This window comes from Curtobacterium sp. NPDC087080, from assembly GCF_044745105.1.
Taxonomy (GTDB): domain Bacteria; phylum Actinomycetota; class Actinomycetes; order Actinomycetales; family Microbacteriaceae; genus Curtobacterium.
Genome location: NZ_JBIUZP010000002.1, coordinates 802445 through 818710 on the forward strand (window position 1 = coordinate 802445; position 16266 = coordinate 818710).

Here is a 16266-nt window from a genome sequence, read left to right on the forward strand (position 1 = left end):
TCGTCGGTCACCACGCGCGCCCGCCTGCCGGACCCGACCGACCGGACGGGCTAGCCTCGGACGGGTGACCGGCAACGAAGCACCACGAACGCGCACCGAGACCGACTCCCTGGGATCCCGCGAGGTCCCGATCGACGCCTACTGGGGCATCAACACCCTGCGGGCGCTCGAGAACTTCCCGATCACGTCGGTGCCGATCGCGGTGTACCCGGACCTCATCGAGGCGCTCGCGACCGTGAAGCAGGCCGCGGCCCGGGCGAACAAGGCGATCGGGGTGCTCGACGCCGAGCGCGCCGACGCGATCGACCAGGCGGCGCAGGAGGTCCGCGACGGGCACCTGCGGGACCAGTTCGTCGTCGACGTCGTGCAGGGCGGCGCGGGGACCTCGACGAACATGAACACGAACGAGGTGCTCGCCAACCGCGCCCTCGAGATCCTCGGGCGTGAGAAGGGCGACTACGCGTACCTGCACCCGATCGACCACGTGAACCGCAGCCAGTCGACGAACGACACCTACCCGACGAGCATCAAGCTGGCGATGATCCTCGGGGTGCGGCGGCTCACAGGCGAGCTCGAGCGGCTGTCGGACGCCTTCGCCGAGCGGGGCCGGGCCTTCCAGGACGTCCTGAAGATCGGGCGCACGCAGCTGCAGGACGCGGTGCCGATGACCCTCGGGCAGGAGTTCACCGGGTTCGCGCACACCATCCAGGAGGACGTGCTGCTCCTCCGCACCGTCTCCCCGCTGCTCGCCGAGACGAACCTCGGCGCCACGGCGATCGGCACGGGCATCACCGCCGACCCGCAGTACCGCGACGAGGTCCGTCGGCAGCTCCAGGTCGCGAGCGGGCTCGACATCGTCACCGCACCAGACCTGATCGAGGCGACGAGCGATGCCGGCGCCTTCATGACGCTGTCCGGCACGGTCAAGCGCAGCGCCGCCAAGCTCTCGAAGATCTGCAACGACCTGCGGCTGCTCGCGTCGGGACCGCAGGCCGGGCTCGGCGAGATCACACTGCCCGCGCGGCAGGCCGGGTCGTCGATCATGCCCGGCAAGGTCAACCCGGTGATCCCCGAGGTGGTGAACCAGATCGCGTTCGCCGTCGCCGGTGCCGACACGACGGTGACGATGGCGGCCGAGGGCGGTCAGCTGCAGCTCAACGCCTTCGAGCCGATCATCACGCACTCGATCCTGCAGTCGCTGCAGTGGATGGCGAGCGGGTGCGTCACGCTCCGGTTGAACTGCGTCACCGGGATCGAGGCGAACGAGGCGAAGCTCGCCGCGCAGGTCGACACCAACGTCGGCGTCGTCACCGCCCTGACGCCGTACATCGGCTACGCGGCCGCGGCGTCGATCGCCCACACGGCGCTGACCACCTCGACGCCGATCGCGACGCTCGTCACGGCGGCCGGGCTCATGGACGAGGACCAGGTGCAGCGTGTCCTGTCGCCTGCGCGGTTGTCGGGCATCGAGCTCGCGACGGGGGCGATCCCGGTCGTCACCGAGGAGATGCTGGACGCCGAGGCAGCGAGGGTCGCGCGCGAGCGCTGATCGGGTCGGGCGCTGTCGGCCCCGCGAAACGCAACGTCAGCGGCACTGCGCAGCGGGACAGCGCTGCGAGCAGTCGCCGACGTTGCGTCTTGCGGAAGCGCACGGAAGCCGGCGGCGCTGCCGCCTACGGCAACGGGGGCTCGCCGACCCGCACCTGGCGGGACATCGCGCGCAGGTGCTCCTCGGTCGGCGAGGGCTCCTCGTGCTCGTCCTCCGCACGCTGCTGCGCGGCGACCCGCACCTGGTGCGCCGCCGCGATGTCCTGGTCACGCCAGCGCGCGAGCGTGAAGTTCCGCGTGACGTCGCGCAGCGGGAGCCGGATCGACTCGTCCGCCTCGATGCCGGCGAGGAGCTGGCGCATCCGGATGACCTCGGAGTCGAGCTCTCCGCCGACCACGAGCACGAAGTTCGAGATGTACAGGTACACGAGCAGCAGGATCGCGCCGCCGAGCCAGCCGTACGCCCGGTTCCCGCCGCTGCCGACCGTCTCGACGTAGACCGAGAACCCCACCGTCGCCAGCGCCCACGTCACGATCGCGAACGCCGCTCCGGCGGACACCCACCGCAGCTGCGGGGTCTTCACGTTCGGCGTCGCGTAGTACAGCACGGCCACCATCACCACGAGGACGACCGCGAGCACGGGCCACTTCGCCACGTTCCACAGGTCGTCGATCCACGGCGCCCACCCGAGCTGTCGGACGATCGCCGCCGAGATCGTGGGCGTACCGAGCAGGATGACGATCGCGATCGCGCCGCCCACCATCACGAGCAGCGTGACGAGGAGCATCATGCTGCGGAACTTCCAGATCCGCCGACCCTCCTCGACCTCGTACGCGGTGTTCATCGCGCGACCGAACGCCGTCGCGTACCCGGAGAGCGACCACAGCGTCAGGACGAGCCCGATCGAGAAACCCACCCACGGGTTGTCGAGCGTCAGGAGCTGCCGCAGCGGTCCCTCGAGGTGCTGCGCGGTCTCCGGGCGGACGATGTACCCGAGCACCTGGACGATGTCGGTCAGGCTGTCGCCCTGCCGGTCGACGACGGACAGGGCCGACACGACCGCGAGCGCCGCGGGGAACACCGTCAGCAGGGCGAAGAACGTCAGCGAGGCAGCGGCGTCGACGACCCGGTGGCGGATCACGGAGTGGTAGGTGCGCCGGACGACCGCGCGGACGCCGGTCCGCTGCAGGTCGCGCGAGGCGCTGTCGGGCATGCGATGTACCGTACCCGACCCCATGACGGCCGGGAGGCGCGGGGCGGCACCGCCACGCGCCTCCCGGCCGTCGCCTGCTCGCGTCCCGTTCCGTGGTCCGGTGTCGCCGCCGTCGCGCAGCCCGCTGCCGATCAGTCCGCGAAAGCGACAGATGTCCGTCGACGGTCTGCGCGCATCTGTCGCTTCGGCAAGGGAGTCGCTCGTGCGGTCCCGGTCATGCGGCCCCTGCCCGGCCGCCGGTCAGTTCGCGTGCGGGTCGAGCGCGTCGTACCGGCGGAAGGACGGCACCAGCCGGAGGAGCAGCGCGACGAGGCCGATGATGAGCACACCGCCGATGACCGGCGGGTACGCGATGCCGGCCGCGACGACGAGCCCGGCGTACAGGTCGCCGAGTCGTGGACCGCCGGTCACGACGACGATGAAGATGCCCTGCAGCCGACCGCGCATCCCGTCGGGCGAGGCCGCCTGCAGGATCGTGTTGCGGAACACCGAGCTGACGTTGTCCGCACCGCCCGCCGCCGCGAGGAACAGCGCTGCGAGCCCGAGCGCGGGCAGGATCTCGACGCCGAACGCCTCGCCGGAGCGACCCCCGAGCAGGTGCGCGACCGCGATGACGACACCGAAGGCCGCGATCGCCCCGCCGTAGGCCGTGATCGCCCAACCGACCGCCTCGCCCTGGCGGCGCACGTGCCCGAGCGGACCGGAGAACACGCTCGACAGCAGGGCGCCGACGGCGTAGGCGGCGGTCAGGGTGCCGACCGTGATCGACCCGCCGCCGATGACGAGCGCGCCGATCGCCGGGAAGAGCACCCGCGGCTGCCCGAAGGTCATCGCGACGATGTCGAGCACGAACGTCATGGTGATGTTGCGGGAGCGCTTCAGGAAGCGCGCGCCCTCGACCAGCGAGCGCAGCCCGGGGCGGAGCGCGTCGTGCTCGGCCGCCATCCGCGGCAGGGTGAAGACGCCGAGGAACGCGAACGTGAAGAGCACGACGTCGATCGTGTAGGTCGGCGCGAACCCGACGCTCGCGATGAGGACACCGGCGATCGCCGGACCCACGGTGACCTGGAACCCGGACGCGATGCCGCCGAGGGCGCTCGCCGCGGGGAGCAGGTCGGTGCCGACGAGCCGGGGGACGATCGCCGAGCGGGAGGCGTTGCTCACGGTCGCGGCCACCGCGTTCACGGTCGCGAGGACGTAGAGGAGCGCCACGCTCTGCAGCCCGAGCCAGGCGTGCGTGGCGATGAGCGCGACCGCGGCCCAGGCGACGATCGCCGACACCAGGGCCACGAGCCGCCGGTCGAAGGCGTCGGCGAGCATCCCGCCGTAGAGCCCGGCGACGATCATCGGCACGAGCGCGATGACGCCGACGAGCGCGACCGCGAAGGTCGATCGGGTGATCTCGTACACCTCGAGGCCGACCGCGACGGTGGTCATCTGCGTGCCGATGCCGGCGATCGCGGTGCCGGCCCAGAGTCGCGCGAACGCGGGGGAGCGGCGGAGCGGGGTGAGGTCGGCGAGCAGGCGGCGGCGGGGTGCGGTGTCAGGTCGTGTCACGGTGGAACCATTCTGGTGCTCCTGCCGCGCGAGCGGGCGGAATCCGCACCGGCGCGAGCGCGAGCGGGCGCGTTCCGTCGTGATCGTCCGCCGAGCGTGACGGATCGGGCCCGTTCGCGGGGAGCGAGACATCCGCGCCGCCGAGGAGGCACCTGCACCCCACCTGGTTGACTGACCGGCATGACTGACCTCAACAGCAAGCCCGAGTTCGACGCCCCCGAGGGCCCGGCCCCCACCGAGCTCGTGATCACCGACATCGTCGAGGGTGACGGCGACGTCGCGCAGCCCGGCTCGACCGTCAAGGTGCACTACGCCGGCGTCGAGTACGAGTCCGGCGAGGAGTTCGACAGCTCGTGGAACCGCGGCGAGCCGATCGACTTCCCGCTCGCGGCGCTCGTCCGCGGCTGGCAGGAGGGCATCCCCGGCATGAAGGTCGGCGGTCGCCGCAAGCTCACCGTCCCGCCGGAGCTCGCCTACGGCCCGGCCGGCGGCGGTCACTTCCTGTCCGGCAAGACCCTCATCTTCGTCATCGACCTGCTCGGGGTCCGCTGATGCAGGTCGGCGCGCCCACCATCGAGCTGAACGACGGTCACCGCTTCCCGGAGCTCGGCCTCGGCACGTACGGGCTGAACGGCGACGAGGGCACCGCAGCGGTCGGCGCGGCGATCACGAGCGGCTACCGGCTGCTCGACACCGCGCTGAACTACGGCAACGAGGACGCCGTCGGTCGTGCCGTCCGCGAGTCCGAGGTCGACCGCGAGGACCTCGTCGTCACCTCGAAGCTGCCCGGCCGGCACCACGGCTACGACGAGGCGCACCGCTCGATCGACGAGACGCTCGGCAACCTCGGGCTGGACCGCGTCGACCTGTACCTCATTCACTGGCCGAACCCCTCGGTCGGCAAGTTCGTCGACACGTGGAAGGCGTTCGTCGACCTCCGGGACAGCGGCAAGGTCCGCTCGATCGGCGTCTCGAACTTCACGCCGGAGCACTTGAAGGCGATCATCGACGCGACCGGCGTCGCGCCGGCCGTGAACCAGGTCGAGCTGCACCCGTACTTCCCGCAGGCCGAGCTCCGCGGGGTGCACGCCGAGTACGGCATCGTCACCGAGAGCTGGAGCCCGCTCGCGAAGCAGTCCGAACTGCTCACCGAGCAGCCCGTGCTCGAAGCGGCGGCCGCCCACGGCGTGACGCCCGGCCAGGTCGTGCTGCGCTGGCACGTCCAGCTCGGTGCGGTCCCGGTGCCGAAGTCCGGCGACGCGGACCGGCAGCGCGAGAACCTCGACGTCTTCGGCTTCGAGCTGACCGACGACGAGGTCCGCGCGATCTCGGGCCTCGAGCGCGGCCGCCTCTGGGACGGCGACCCGGACACGCACGAGGAGATGTAGGGGCTGCCGCCCTGACGGACGGGAGGCACGTGGCGGGTCCGCCACGTGCCTCCCGTCCGTCACGCGTCGCGACGCCCCCGGTGGTCTCCCGGCGGGACTACACTGGACACCCCTGTTTCCCGAAGGGTGGCGTGTGTCCGAACCGACCGAGACCGACCGCGAACGTACCTACGTCGACGGTCTCTTCACCCGTCTCGACGAGCTGACGGCCGAGGCCGAGCAGCGCCTCGCCGAGACCCGCCGCCAGGCGGTCGGCGGCAACCACCAGAGCCGCAGCGAGCGCGACGCCTACGCACGCCTCTACGAGGACACGATCGCCACGCTCGACCGCGTCGGCGACCGCCTCGTCTTCGGTCGGCTCGAGGTGTCCGAGCCGGAGTCGCCCGACGACACGTTCCGGTACATCGGCCGCGTCGGCCTCCGCGACGTCGAGCACCGACCGCTCGTGCTCGACTGGCGCGTCCCCGGTGCGAGCGCCTTCTACCAGGCGACCGCAGCGCACCCGATGGGCATGCGCGCCCGCCGCCACCTGACGCTCGAGGGCCGCACGGTCGTGAACGTCGAGGACGAGGTCTTCGACGCGACCCTGTACGACGACGAGCGCACGCACCTGCAGGGCGAGGGCGCGCTGCTCGCGGCGGTCACCGCCGAGCGCACCGGTCGGATGACCGACATCGTCGCGACGATCCAGGGCGAGCAGGACCGCATCATCCGCTCCGCGCTCGAGGGTGTCCTCATCGTGCAGGGCGGCCCCGGCACGGGCAAGACCGCCGTGGCGCTGCACCGCGCCGCGTACCTGCTCTACACGCACCGCGACCGGCTCCGGGGCTCCGGCGTGCTCATGGTCGGGCCGTCCCCGGCGTTCCTGACGTACATCGAGCAGGTGCTGCCGTCGCTCGGCGAGACCGGCGTGGTGATGGCGTCGCTCGGGTCGCTGTACCCGGGCGTGCACGCGACGACGCACGACCACGGGGACGTCGCCGCGGTGAAGGGCTCGGCGCAGATGGCGTCGCTGCTCCGCCGTGCCGTCCGCTCCCGCCAGGTCGTGCCGACCGAGTCGGTCGTGCTCGACGTCGAGGGGGAGCGGCTCACGGTGCCGCCGCAGCTCGTCGCCGACGCCCTCAAGCGGGCGCAGGACCGTGGGAAGCCCCACAACGTCGCCCGGGTCACCTTCAACAAGATCGCCCTCGACGCGATGACCCGGCTGCTCGCCGACCAGCTGCGTGCCCGCGGCACGACGGTGGACGAGGCCGACGAGAAGGTCCTGCGCGAGGACATCCGCAGCTCGTACGACGCCCGGGTCCTGCTCAACACCGCCTGGCTGCCGCTCCCGCCGGAGAAGTTCCTCGAGGACCTCTACGCGCGCCCGAACTGGCTCGCCTCGCTGACGCCCGACTGGACCCCCGCCCGCCGGGCCCTGCTCCAGCGACCTCGCGGCGCCGGTTTCACGATCGAGGACGTCCCGCTCCTCGACGAGGCCGCCGAGCTCCTCGGCCCGTTCGACCCCACCGGCGGCGCCGCGAAGCGCGCCGCCAAGGCCAGCCGCAACCGCGACATCGAGAACGCCCGTCAGGCGATCGAGAACATGGGCGTCGAGGGCATCGTCTCCGCCGAGCAGGTCGCCGGGTCCTTCGCGGAGGGCGGCGACCCGCGCACCACGGCCGAGCGCGCAGCCGAGGACCGCGAGTGGACCTACGGGCACATCGTCGTCGACGAGGCCCAGGAGCTCTCGCCGATGCAGTGGCGGGTGCTCGCACGCCGCAACCCGCTGCGGTCGTTCACGATCGTCGGCGACATGGCGCAGGGCTCCTCGCCGGCCGCCGCGCGCACCTGGGACGACGTCGTCGGTGCCCTCGCGCGTCGCCGTCGTGGTCGCGCGCCCGTGGTGCCGCTCGACCACCGGATCGAGGAGCTCACGGTGAACTACCGCACCCCGAGGTCGATCGTGCAGGCCGCGGGTGCGTTCGCCGACGCCGCCGGGCTGGCGGTCACCAGGACCGAGGCCGTGCGTGACGGCGACCCGGTGGACCGCGTGTCGGTGCGCCGCGTGGCGCTGCTGGACACGGTCGCCGAGCGCGTCGAGGCCGAGCGCGGCCGGATCGGGTCGGGCACGATCGGCGTCATCGTCCCCGAGGCCGACGTCGCTGCGGTGCGCGAGCGCCTGGCGCGGACCGACGCGGACGTCCGGGGGCTCGGTTCGCCGCGACCGGGGTCGGTGACGGTCCTGACGGGGGCGGACGCGAAGGGCCTCGAGTTCGACGGCGTGCTGTTGGTCGACCCCGACCGGGTCGGTGCGGACGCGGCACGCGCCGCGGCCGCGGTGTACGTCGCGATGACGCGGCCGACGCGACGGCTGGTCGTGGTCGACGTCACCGACTGACGCGAGTCCGGCGGGAGCGGCGGCCGGCGGTCGCGCGGCGCTCAGCTGACGGGTTCGCCCTCGTCGCGCACGCGCGTGACGAGGGCGGCCCACGGGCCGTCGAGCTGGCTGCCGGGGATCGTGACGGTGGTGCGGGCCACGCTCACCGTCCAGGTGAAGTCGTCGGGCACCGCGTGCCGTCGCCGGACCGGGGCCTCGCGCGGGAGTGCGCCGACCAGGTCGTCCCAGGCGTCCGGGTCGTCGCACGAGTCGGTGTCGATCCGCCATCCCCGTGAGAGGCCGGCGAACCCACCACTGCGGCGGACGACGATCTGCATGCTCCGGTTCTACGCCGTCACGGACCGGTGAGCACGCCGACGCTCCGCCAGGCGTCCTCGACCGCGGCGTGCTCCGCCGAGCCCTGCCCGAACCGTGCCGCGGCGGCCTCGACGGTGACCCGGGCGAAGCCGGCGAAGTCGATGTCCTCGGTCGTCTCCGGCGAGGTCAGGGCGTCCCACCAGACGGCTCCGGCGCCCTGCCACGCGTACCCGCCGACGGCCGTCGCGGCGAGGAAGAACGCGTGGTTCGGGATGCCCGAGTTCAGGTGCACGCCGCCGGAGTCCTCGGTGGTCTCGACGTAGTCGGCCATGGTCGCCGGCTGCGGGTCCTTCCCGAGCACCGGGTCGTCGTACGCGGTCCCCGGCGCCCGCATCGACCGGAGTGCCACACCGTGCACGGCGTCGGTGAAGAGCCCCTCGCCGATGAGCCACGTGGCCTGGTCGGCGGTCTGCCCGGCGGCGTACTGCGCGACGAGCGAGCCGAAGACGTCGCTGACCGACTCGTTCAGCGCGCCGGACTGCCCCTGGTACGTCAGGTCGGCCGTGTACTGCGTGACGCCGTGCGCGAGCTCGTGGCCGATGACGTCGAGCGCGACCGTGAAGCGCCGGAACACCTCGTCGTCCCCGTCGCCGAACACCATCCGCTGACCGTCCCAGTAGGCGTTGTCGTAGTCCTGCCCGTAGTGCACCGTGGCGTCGAGCGGGAGCCCGGTGCCGTCGATCGACACCCGGCCGAACACGTCGAGCCAGAACGCGTGCGTCGCGCCGAGGCCGGCGTACGCCTCGTCGACCGCGGCGTCACCCGAGTTCGGGTCGCCCTCGCGCCGGACGACCGTGCCGGGCAGGGTCGTCGTGCCGTGGGCGTCGGCGACGGTGCGCTGCGGCGATCGGTCGACCGTGCCGCTGATGCCCTGCGGCCGGACGCGGTGCTCGTGCTTCGGTGCGGCGACGACGTCCATCTCGGCGAGGGCGGTGCGCGCCGCCGAGGCCGCGCGGGGGTGCTCCGACGCGGCGGCGACGGCGCGCAGCAGGTACGGCGGGACGACGGAGTGGCGACGGGTGGCGGTCATGGCGCCATGGAACCACCGACGACCGACGGCGGCGCGGTGCCTGCGCCGCTCGGGGCCGCCGGGGTGGCGTGGCCGGCACCGCTGGGGTGGTGCGGCTGGCTCAGTCCTGCCGGCGGTGCGCCACGAGCGCCAGGGCGTACGACTCCCACCACTGCCCGGCCGCTGGCCCGCCGTTGCACGTGCCGTCGCTCAGCCCGGGGGTCTTCACCCACAGCAGGGCGTCGAGGCGTGAGGACCCCCCGGTGACGTGCGGCGCCTGTCCGAGTCCCGCACCCTCGGGGTTGCACCAGGTCCCGCGCCACCCCTGCCCGTTCCGCGAGACGTCGATCACGAAGTGCGGGTCGCCGCCGATCGCGTCCGCCAACCGGTCGGCGTACGCACGTTCCGAGTCGACCCGGTAGAAGTTCGAGACGTTCGTCGCGAAGCCCTGCGTCCGGTCCACCCCGGCCTGCCGCAGCCACCGTGCCATCGTGGCGACGGGCACCCGGTCCTCGTTGCCGCCGTCGAGGTACACCGTGAGCCCGTGCCCGGAGAGCTCGTCCACCGCGCGGTCGAGCAGCCGCAGCCGGTCCTGGCCGAGGCGCTCGCAGACGTGGATCTGCGCGATCGAGTCCGGTTCGACGAGCACGACCGCGTGCGACCCCGCCATCGCCCGGACGGCCGACCGCACCCACGGCAGGTAGGCGTCCTCGGCGGTGCCGCCCGCGGAGTAGCTGCCGCAGTCGCGGTCCGGGATCGCGTAGAGGACGAAGACGGGTGTGCGGTGCTGCTGCTCGGCGCTCCGCACGACCCGCCGGACGACGGTGCGGGTGGCCGACTCGGAGGGGTCCGTCAGCCAGGTCGCCACCGGCTGGTCCGCGATCTCGTCGATCTGGGCGGCGGTGGTGCGCTCGCCGTCCGCCCGCGCGTCCGCTGCGCGGCGGGCCGCCTGGTTGTCCTGTTCCGGTTGGCGCGCCAGGCCGCCCGGGAACGCCGCCGCGGCCGACTCGCGAGCGGCGCGCGGCGTCTCCGTGCCCGCACCACCACGTCCACCGCCGTCCGGTCCGGTCACCGTGCTGAGCACGAGCGCAGCGACGGCCACCGCGACGACGGCTCCCACGGCGAGCACCGCCCACTGTCGTCGTCCGCTGCCCCTGGTGCGGTCGTCCGTCCCCTGCTCCGGCATGCGTCCATGCTGGCAGGAGGGCACGGCGTCGTGCCAGCGTGGCCCGGCGTCCGCCCAGGTGGAGCGCGGCCCGCTGCCAGGAGCCGGCAGTGATACTGACCGGATGTTCCGGAAGCTCCTGCTGCTCGCCCTCACCGCCGGCTACGCCTGGGTGATCTGGCGGATGACGCTGACGCCGCGGGTCTTCACGCACGCGCAGGACGAGCTCGTGCTGCACGTCATCGCCTGGCTGCAGCAGCTGCCGCACGGCGCGTGGTTCAGCTACGACCGGGTCGAGTTCCTCGCGAACATCGGCATGTTCGTCCCCGTCGGGATGATCGCGGCGCTGTGGCTCCCGCGCCGCTGGTGGCTGCTGGGTGCCGTGGTCGCGGTCGCGTTGTCGGTCGGCATCGAGCTCGCGCAGGCCGTGTTCCTGCCCCACCGCGTCGCGGACCCGCGGGACGTCCTGTCGAACGGCCTCGGCGGGCTGCTCGGCGCCACGCTCGTCGGGCTCGTCCGCAGCCTGCTCCCGGTGCCGCGACGGCAGCGGCTGCGTGCCCGCACGGTCTGATCTCTGGTAGTCTCGTCCGGTTGCCGTCGAACGGCCGCGGACAAAGAGCGCCCATGCATCAGGCATGAGCACCGCGCAACGGACAGGAAGGGGATCATCCATGGCACTTGACGCAAAGGTCAAGCAGGAGATCATCGAAGAGTACGCGACCCACCCGGGCGACACCGGATCCCCCGAGGTCCAGGTCGCCGTTCTGACGCGTCGCATCAACGACCTGAACGAGCACCTCAAGGAGCACAAGCACGACCACCACTCGCGTCGTGGTCTGCTGCTCATGGTCGGTCAGCGTCGCCGTCTCCTCGGTTACCTCTCCGACGTCGACATCAGCCGCTACCGTGCGCTCATCGAGCGCCTCGGCCTGCGTCGCTAGTCGACTCGCAGACACTGCGTGACCGAACGCCCCGGTCCTCCTCGTGAGGACCGGGGCGTTCCTCGTTCCCCGCCTGCCGAGGGCCGGGAATGGTTGCGTCGCGGACGCGGTTCGGTAGGCTGTTCATGCAAACGCATCGAAAGTCGGGAATCGCCATGACCACCATCGCCGTCGTCTCCGCCGGGCTCTCCGAGCCCAGCTCCACCCGCCTGCTCGCAGACCGGCTCGCCGCGTCAGCGGTCGCCGCCGTCTCGGCGGACCAGCCGGGAGGCACGGTGGACGTCCGCCACGTCGAGCTGCGTCCGATCGCCCACGAGATCGTCGACGCGATGCTCACCGGGTTCGCCGCACCGGGCCTCGCCGCCGCCCAGCGCACGGTACTCGAGGCCGACGCGCTCGTCTTCGTCACCCCGGTCTTCACCGCGGGGATCAGCGGTCTGGCGAAGTCGTTCCTCGACGTGCTCGACAAGGACGGCGTGACCGACCTGCCGGTGCTGCTCGCCGCGACCGGGGGGACCGCACGGCACTCGCTCGCGATCGACCACGCCCTGCGCCCGGTGTTCGCGTACCTGCGCGCCGCGGTGGTGCCCACCGGCGTCTTCGCCGCGACCGACGACTGGGGGAGCGAGGCGGACTCCGCCGCACTGGACGCACGCATCCACCGGGCCGGGGCCGACCTGGCCTGGGCGATCCGGGCCTCCCGGCGGACGCCGCAGCAGGACGCGCTCGCCGCGCCGACCGACTTCGCGTCCCTGCTCGGTGGCCTCGGCCACTGAGCGGGCCACCCCCGGACGCCGGTCGATCAGTACCAGTGCGGGTTGACGCTCATCTCGTGGTTCCACGCCGCGCAGGGGGAGCCGTAGGCGTCGTGGATGTACGCCAGTCCCCAGTTGATCTGCGTCGCCGCGTTCGTCCGCCAGTCCGCCCCGGCGACGCCCATCTTCCTCGCCGGCAGTGACTGCGGGATCCCGTACGCGCCGCTCGAGGCGTTGAGGGCGTTGGCGCGCCAGCCGGACTCCTGGTTCCAGAGGGACACCAGGCACGAGAACTGGTCGCCGCCCCAGCCGTAGGCGCCGATGGCGCCGCGGGCGTAGGCCTGCGCTCCGGCCGGGTCGACGGTGACCCCGCCCGTGCTCGGGTAGGACGTGTCCGAGCCGCCGCTCGTCGGGGCCGGCGAGGACGGCGACGGCACGGCAGCGGCTGCTGCTGCTGCCTCGGCGGCGGCTCGTTCGCGCGCCCGCTGCTGGGCGGCCTGCTGCGCGGCGACCTGCACGCCGAGCTCGTACTGCTGCTCGGTCGCGGCGGTGGTGTCCTTCAGCGCGGCCAGTTGTGCGTACAGCTCGTCGCTGTGCTGCTGCGTGTCCGCGACGGCCCGTGCGGCTGCGTCGGATGCCGAGCGGGCCGTGGCGGAGCGCTGCTCGGCCGCGGCGGCGAGGCTGCTCCGCTCGGACTCGGCGCGCTCGGCCTGGTCGTGCAGCGACTCCGCGGTGTGGCCGGCGACCGAGGCGTCCTCGAGCACGCCCTGCCACGTGCTCGAGAGCTGGGCGACCGCGCCGAGCTGGTAGAGCAGCTGGTCCGGGTCCTGCGTGGTGGCGATGCGGGTCGTCATGGCGTTCTGGCTGCCGTCGCGGTAGAGCGTCGCGGCCAACTGCCCGGCTCGGTCCTGCGCCTGGGCGGCGGTGCGCTCGGCGTCGTCGGCCTGGGTCCGCAGGGTCGAGGCGGTCTGCGTCGCCGAAGCGAGGTCCGCCTCGGCGCGGTCGGCGGCCGCGGAGGCGTCGAGGGCTGTCTGCGACTTCGCGGCGGCGTCAGCCTGCACCGACTGCAGCGCCGCCTGCACCTTCGTCGCCTCGGCGGCGGCGGCCGCCTCGTTCCCCTTCGCCTGCTGCACGTCCTGCCAGGTGGGGTACTGCGTCGTCGCGGCGTCCGCGGGCAGGACGGTGACGACCGGTGCGACGAGCGCGCCCACGACCACGGCGGTCGCGACGAGCACGGACCGGGAGGGGCTGGTGCGCATGGCGGCAGGCTACCGGGGACACGCCCGTTCGCCAGGAGCAACACCCGCCCGGCGCCTGAGGACTGGTAAAGTCCTCATCGTCCGGGGACCGTTCTCCGGGCGTCACGCTCCGGACGTCACACTCGCGGAGCTGGCACACAACACTGCGCAGACCGGGCACGGAGCTGGTCATCGGTGGTGGCTCGCGGGCCGTTCGGAGTCCCGAGTGCTTCTACTGCTGGCCAGACATGCGCCCCGACCTCTCGGCGCGCACGCACCACGAGTGCCGTCGCCCAGGTCTGCCGAACACGTCAAGGAGGCACCCTTTTGGAGGGTCCCGAGATCAAGTTCGCCGAAGCCGTCATCGACAACGGCAAGTTCGGCAAGCGCGTCGTCCGGTTCGAGACCGGCCGCCTCGCACAGCAGGCCCAGGGCGCGGTCGCCGCGTACCTCGACGAGGAGACCATGCTCCTCTCGGCCACCAGCGCCGGCAAGCACCCGCGTGAGGGCTTCGACTTCTTCCCGCTGACGGTCGACGTCGAGGAGCGCTCGTACGCCGCCGGCAAGATCCCCGGCTCGTTCTTCCGTCGCGAGGGCCGTCCGAGCACCGAGGCGATCCTCGTCTGCCGGCTCATCGACCGGCCGCTGCGTCCGTCGTTCGTCGACGGCCTGCGCAACGAGGTCCAGATCGTCATCACCGTCCTGAGCATCGCGCCGGACGAGTTCTACGACGCGCTCGCGATCAACGCGGCGTCCGCGTCGACCCAGATCTCCGGTCTGCCGTTCTCCGGCCCGATCGCCGGTGTGCGCCTCGCACTGATCGGTGACCAGTGGGTCGCGTTCCCGAAGGCCTCGCAGCTGGCCGACGCCGTCTTCGACCTCACCGTCGCGGGCCGTGTCGTCACCGACGAGCAGGGCAACGAGGACGTCGCCATCATGATGGTCGAGGCCGAGGCGACCGAGCACGCCTGGGGTCTCATCCAGGGCGGCGCGACCAAGCCCGACGAGGCGATCGTCGCGCAGGGCCTCGAGGCGGCCAAGCCGTTCCTCAAGGTCCTGGTCGAGGCGCAGGCGAAGATGGCCGCGCAGTCGGCCAAGGAGATCCAGGACTACCCGGTCTTCCCGCCGTACGCGCCCGAGGTCTACTCCGCGGTCGAGGCACTCGCCCTCGACGAGCTGAAGGACGTCTACCAGATCGCCGGCAAGGTCGAGCGTCAGGACAAGGACGACGCCCTGAAGGCCCGCGTCAAGGAGGCCGTCGCCGCCAAGGTCGAGGCCGGGGAGCTTCCCGACAGCGCCGTCGGCCAGGTCGGTGCCGCCTACAAGTCGGTCACGAAGAAGGTCGTCCGCGGCCGCATCCTGACCGAGCAGGTCCGCATGGACGGTCGCGGCCTCGCCGACATCCGTCCGCTCGACGCCGAGGTCGCCGTGATCCCGCGCGTCCACGGTTCCGCGGTGTTCCAGCGCGGCGAGACGCAGATCCTCGGCGTCACCACGCTGAACATGCTCAAGATGGAGCAGCAGATCGACTCGCTGTCGCCCGTCACGAAGAAGCGCTACCTGCACCACTACAACTTCCCGCCCTACTCGACCGGTGAGACCGGTCGTGTCGGTTCGCCGAAGCGTCGCGAGATCGGGCACGGCTTCCTCGCCGAGCGCGCCCTCGTGCCGGTGCTGCCGTCGCGCGAGGAGTTCCCGTACGCCATCCGCCAGGTGTCCGAGGCGCTGAGCTCCAACGGCTCGACGTCGATGGGCTCGGTCTGCGCGTCGACCCTGTCGCTCCTCAACGCCGGTGTGCCGCTGCGCGCCCCGGTCGCGGGCATCGCGATGGGCCTCGTCTCCGACACCGTCGACGGCCAGACCCGCTACGCGGCGCTGACCGACATCCTCGGTGCCGAGGACGCCCTCGGCGACATGGACTTCAAGGTCGCCGGCACGTCGGAGTTCGTCACCGCGATCCAGCTCGACACGAAGCTCGACGGCATCCCGTCGTCGGTCCTCGACGCCGCGCTGAAGCAGGCCAAGGAGGCCCGCTCGGCCATCCTCGGTGTCCTCAACGAGGCCATCGACGGACCGGACGAGATGGCCGACACCGCCCCGCGCGTGATCTCGGTCAACATCCCGGTCGACAAGATCGGCGAGCTGATCGGCCCGAAGGGCAAGACGATCAACGGCATCCAGGACGAGACCGGCGCCGACATCTCGATCGAGGACGACGGCACCGTCTACATCGGCGCCGTCGACGGCCCGTCGGCCGAGGCCGCACGCGCCCAGGTCAACGCGATCGCGAACCCGACGAACCCGGAGATCGGGGACCAGTTCCTCGGCACGGTCGTCAAGATCGCGACGTTCGGTGCCTTCGTGTCGCTGCTCCCGGGCCGCGACGGTCTGCTCCACGTCTCCGAGGTCCGCAAGCTCGCCGGTGGCAAGCGTGTGGAGAACGTCGAGGACGTCCTCGGCGTCGGCCAGAAGGTCCTGGTCGAGGTCACCAAGGTGGACGACCGCGGCAAGCTGTCGCTCGCGCCGGTCGTCGCGGACGAGGTCGACACCGAGGGTCGCGAGGGCCACGAGAAGCACACCGAGGACAACGCCGAGGGTTGATCCCTCGCGCCTCGCGCTGCTGACACCGCAACGGCCGCCGCTCCTGCTGGAGCGGCGGCCGTTGCCGTGTGTGCGGCGCTCGGCGGGCGCGAGACTCGGGCTGCGCGACGGTT

14 protein-coding genes are annotated in these 16266 nt (G+C 72.3%); 8 read left to right on the forward strand and 6 right to left on the reverse strand.

Annotation, left to right across the window (positions count from 1 at the left end):
- The first annotated feature begins 64 nt into the window (after window positions 1–64).
- A complete protein-coding gene (locus ACIPEQ_RS07920; protein WP_402714757.1) occupies window positions 65–1549 on the forward strand; it encodes an aspartate ammonia-lyase in 1485 nt (494 codons plus the stop codon).
- A gap of 124 nt (window positions 1550–1673) precedes the next feature.
- On the opposite strand, the gene ACIPEQ_RS07925 is transcribed toward ACIPEQ_RS07920, so the two are convergent.
- Both ACIPEQ_RS07925 and ACIPEQ_RS07930 read right to left on the reverse strand, forming a co-directional pair.
- Window positions 1674–2762 carry a YihY/virulence factor BrkB family protein gene (locus ACIPEQ_RS07925; protein ID WP_126890278.1) on the reverse strand — a complete coding sequence of 363 codons (1089 nt, stop codon included), beginning with the start codon at window positions 2760–2762 and terminating at the stop codon, window positions 1674–1676.
- Between the two features lie 240 nt (window positions 2763–3002).
- Window positions 3003–4319, reverse strand: a complete 1317-nt coding sequence (locus tag ACIPEQ_RS07930) for an MFS transporter (protein WP_250366594.1) — start codon at window positions 4317–4319, stop codon at window positions 3003–3005.
- Window positions 4320–4499: 180 nt separating this feature from the next.
- Here ACIPEQ_RS07930 and ACIPEQ_RS07935 point away from each other — a divergent pair, with 180 nt between their 5' ends.
- From ACIPEQ_RS07935 to ACIPEQ_RS07945, 3 genes are all read left to right on the forward strand, one after another.
- Window positions 4500–4871: an FKBP-type peptidyl-prolyl cis-trans isomerase gene (locus ACIPEQ_RS07935; RefSeq protein ID WP_250366595.1), complete on the forward strand. Its 372-nt coding sequence runs from the start codon at window positions 4500–4502 to the stop codon at window positions 4869–4871.
- Window positions 4871–5707: an aldo/keto reductase gene (locus ACIPEQ_RS07940; RefSeq protein WP_402714758.1), complete on the forward strand. Its 837-nt coding sequence runs from the start codon at window positions 4871–4873 to the stop codon at window positions 5705–5707. The genes ACIPEQ_RS07935 and ACIPEQ_RS07940 overlap by 1 nt, the downstream gene beginning before the upstream one ends.
- 133 nt (window positions 5708–5840) lie before the next feature.
- The gene (locus tag ACIPEQ_RS07945) at window positions 5841–8087 is read left to right on the forward strand and encodes a HelD family protein (RefSeq protein WP_402714759.1); all 2247 of its coding nucleotides are present in this window, start codon (window positions 5841–5843) and stop codon (window positions 8085–8087) included.
- 41 nt (window positions 8088–8128) lie between these two features.
- Here the strand turns inward: ACIPEQ_RS07945 and ACIPEQ_RS07950 are convergent, their stop codons facing one another.
- From ACIPEQ_RS07950 to ACIPEQ_RS07960, 3 genes are all read right to left on the reverse strand, one after another.
- Complete coding sequence (locus tag ACIPEQ_RS07950) at window positions 8129–8404, reverse strand: protealysin inhibitor emfourin (RefSeq protein WP_354026758.1); 276 nt, start codon at window positions 8402–8404, stop codon at window positions 8129–8131.
- Window positions 8405–8421: 17 nt separating this feature from the next.
- Entirely contained in the window at window positions 8422–9474 is a 1053-nt protein-coding gene (locus ACIPEQ_RS07955) for a M4 family metallopeptidase (protein ID WP_402714760.1), read from the reverse strand.
- Between the two features lie 100 nt (window positions 9475–9574).
- Window positions 9575–10639 carry a glycoside hydrolase family 6 protein gene (locus tag ACIPEQ_RS07960; protein ID WP_402714761.1) on the reverse strand — a complete coding sequence of 355 codons (1065 nt, stop codon included), beginning with the start codon at window positions 10637–10639 and terminating at the stop codon, window positions 9575–9577.
- Between the two features lie 103 nt (window positions 10640–10742).
- Between ACIPEQ_RS07960 and ACIPEQ_RS07965 the strand changes: the two genes are divergently transcribed.
- The 3 genes from ACIPEQ_RS07965 to ACIPEQ_RS07975 all read left to right on the forward strand — a co-directional run bounded on the left by ACIPEQ_RS07965 (window position 10743) and on the right by ACIPEQ_RS07975 (window position 12335).
- Window positions 10743–11189 carry a VanZ family protein gene (locus ACIPEQ_RS07965; protein ID WP_402714762.1) on the forward strand — a complete coding sequence of 149 codons (447 nt, stop codon included), beginning with the start codon at window positions 10743–10745 and terminating at the stop codon, window positions 11187–11189.
- 100 nt (window positions 11190–11289) lie between these two features.
- The gene (gene rpsO, locus ACIPEQ_RS07970) at window positions 11290–11559 is read left to right on the forward strand and encodes a 30S ribosomal protein S15 (protein ID WP_058742593.1); all 270 of its coding nucleotides are present in this window, start codon (window positions 11290–11292) and stop codon (window positions 11557–11559) included.
- A 155-nt stretch (window positions 11560–11714) separates the two neighbouring features.
- Entirely contained in the window at window positions 11715–12335 is a 621-nt protein-coding gene (locus ACIPEQ_RS07975; RefSeq protein ID WP_402714763.1) for a CE1759 family FMN reductase, read from the forward strand.
- Between the two features lie 26 nt (window positions 12336–12361).
- On the opposite strand, the gene ACIPEQ_RS07980 is transcribed toward ACIPEQ_RS07975, so the two are convergent.
- On the reverse strand, window positions 12362–13573 hold the full coding sequence (locus ACIPEQ_RS07980) for a coiled-coil domain-containing protein (RefSeq protein ID WP_402714764.1): 1212 nt from the start codon (window positions 13571–13573) through the stop codon (window positions 12362–12364).
- Between the two features lie 306 nt (window positions 13574–13879).
- Here ACIPEQ_RS07980 and ACIPEQ_RS07985 point away from each other — a divergent pair, with 306 nt between their 5' ends.
- Complete coding sequence (locus tag ACIPEQ_RS07985; RefSeq protein ID WP_126890288.1) at window positions 13880–16153, forward strand: polyribonucleotide nucleotidyltransferase; 2274 nt, start codon at window positions 13880–13882, stop codon at window positions 16151–16153.
- Window positions 16154–16266: the final 113 nt, after the last annotated feature.

What these genes read in the sequence shown, in the direction of transcription:
- ACIPEQ_RS07925 (WP_126890278.1), bottom strand. Translation starts at nt 2,762, where the DNA reads ATGCCCGACAGCGCCTCGCGCGACCTGCAGCGGACCGGCGTCCGCGCG.
- ACIPEQ_RS07935 (WP_250366595.1), top strand. Translation starts at nt 4,500, where the DNA reads ATGACTGACCTCAACAGCAAGCCCGAGTTCGACGCCCCCGAGGGCCCG.
- ACIPEQ_RS07940 (WP_402714758.1), top strand. Translation starts at nt 4,871, where the DNA reads ATGCAGGTCGGCGCGCCCACCATCGAGCTGAACGACGGTCACCGCTTC.
- ACIPEQ_RS07950 (WP_354026758.1), bottom strand. Translation starts at nt 8,404, where the DNA reads ATGCAGATCGTCGTCCGCCGCAGTGGTGGGTTCGCCGGCCTCTCACGG.
- ACIPEQ_RS07955 (WP_402714760.1), bottom strand. Translation starts at nt 9,474, where the DNA reads ATGACCGCCACCCGTCGCCACTCCGTCGTCCCGCCGTACCTGCTGCGC.
- ACIPEQ_RS07960 (WP_402714761.1), bottom strand. Translation starts at nt 10,639, where the DNA reads ATGCCGGAGCAGGGGACGGACGACCGCACCAGGGGCAGCGGACGACGA.
- ACIPEQ_RS07965 (WP_402714762.1), top strand. Translation starts at nt 10,743, where the DNA reads ATGTTCCGGAAGCTCCTGCTGCTCGCCCTCACCGCCGGCTACGCCTGG.
- rpsO (WP_058742593.1), top strand. Translation starts at nt 11,290, where the DNA reads ATGGCACTTGACGCAAAGGTCAAGCAGGAGATCATCGAAGAGTACGCG.
- ACIPEQ_RS07975 (WP_402714763.1), top strand. Translation starts at nt 11,715, where the DNA reads ATGACCACCATCGCCGTCGTCTCCGCCGGGCTCTCCGAGCCCAGCTCC.
- ACIPEQ_RS07980 (WP_402714764.1), bottom strand. Translation starts at nt 13,573, where the DNA reads ATGCGCACCAGCCCCTCCCGGTCCGTGCTCGTCGCGACCGCCGTGGTC.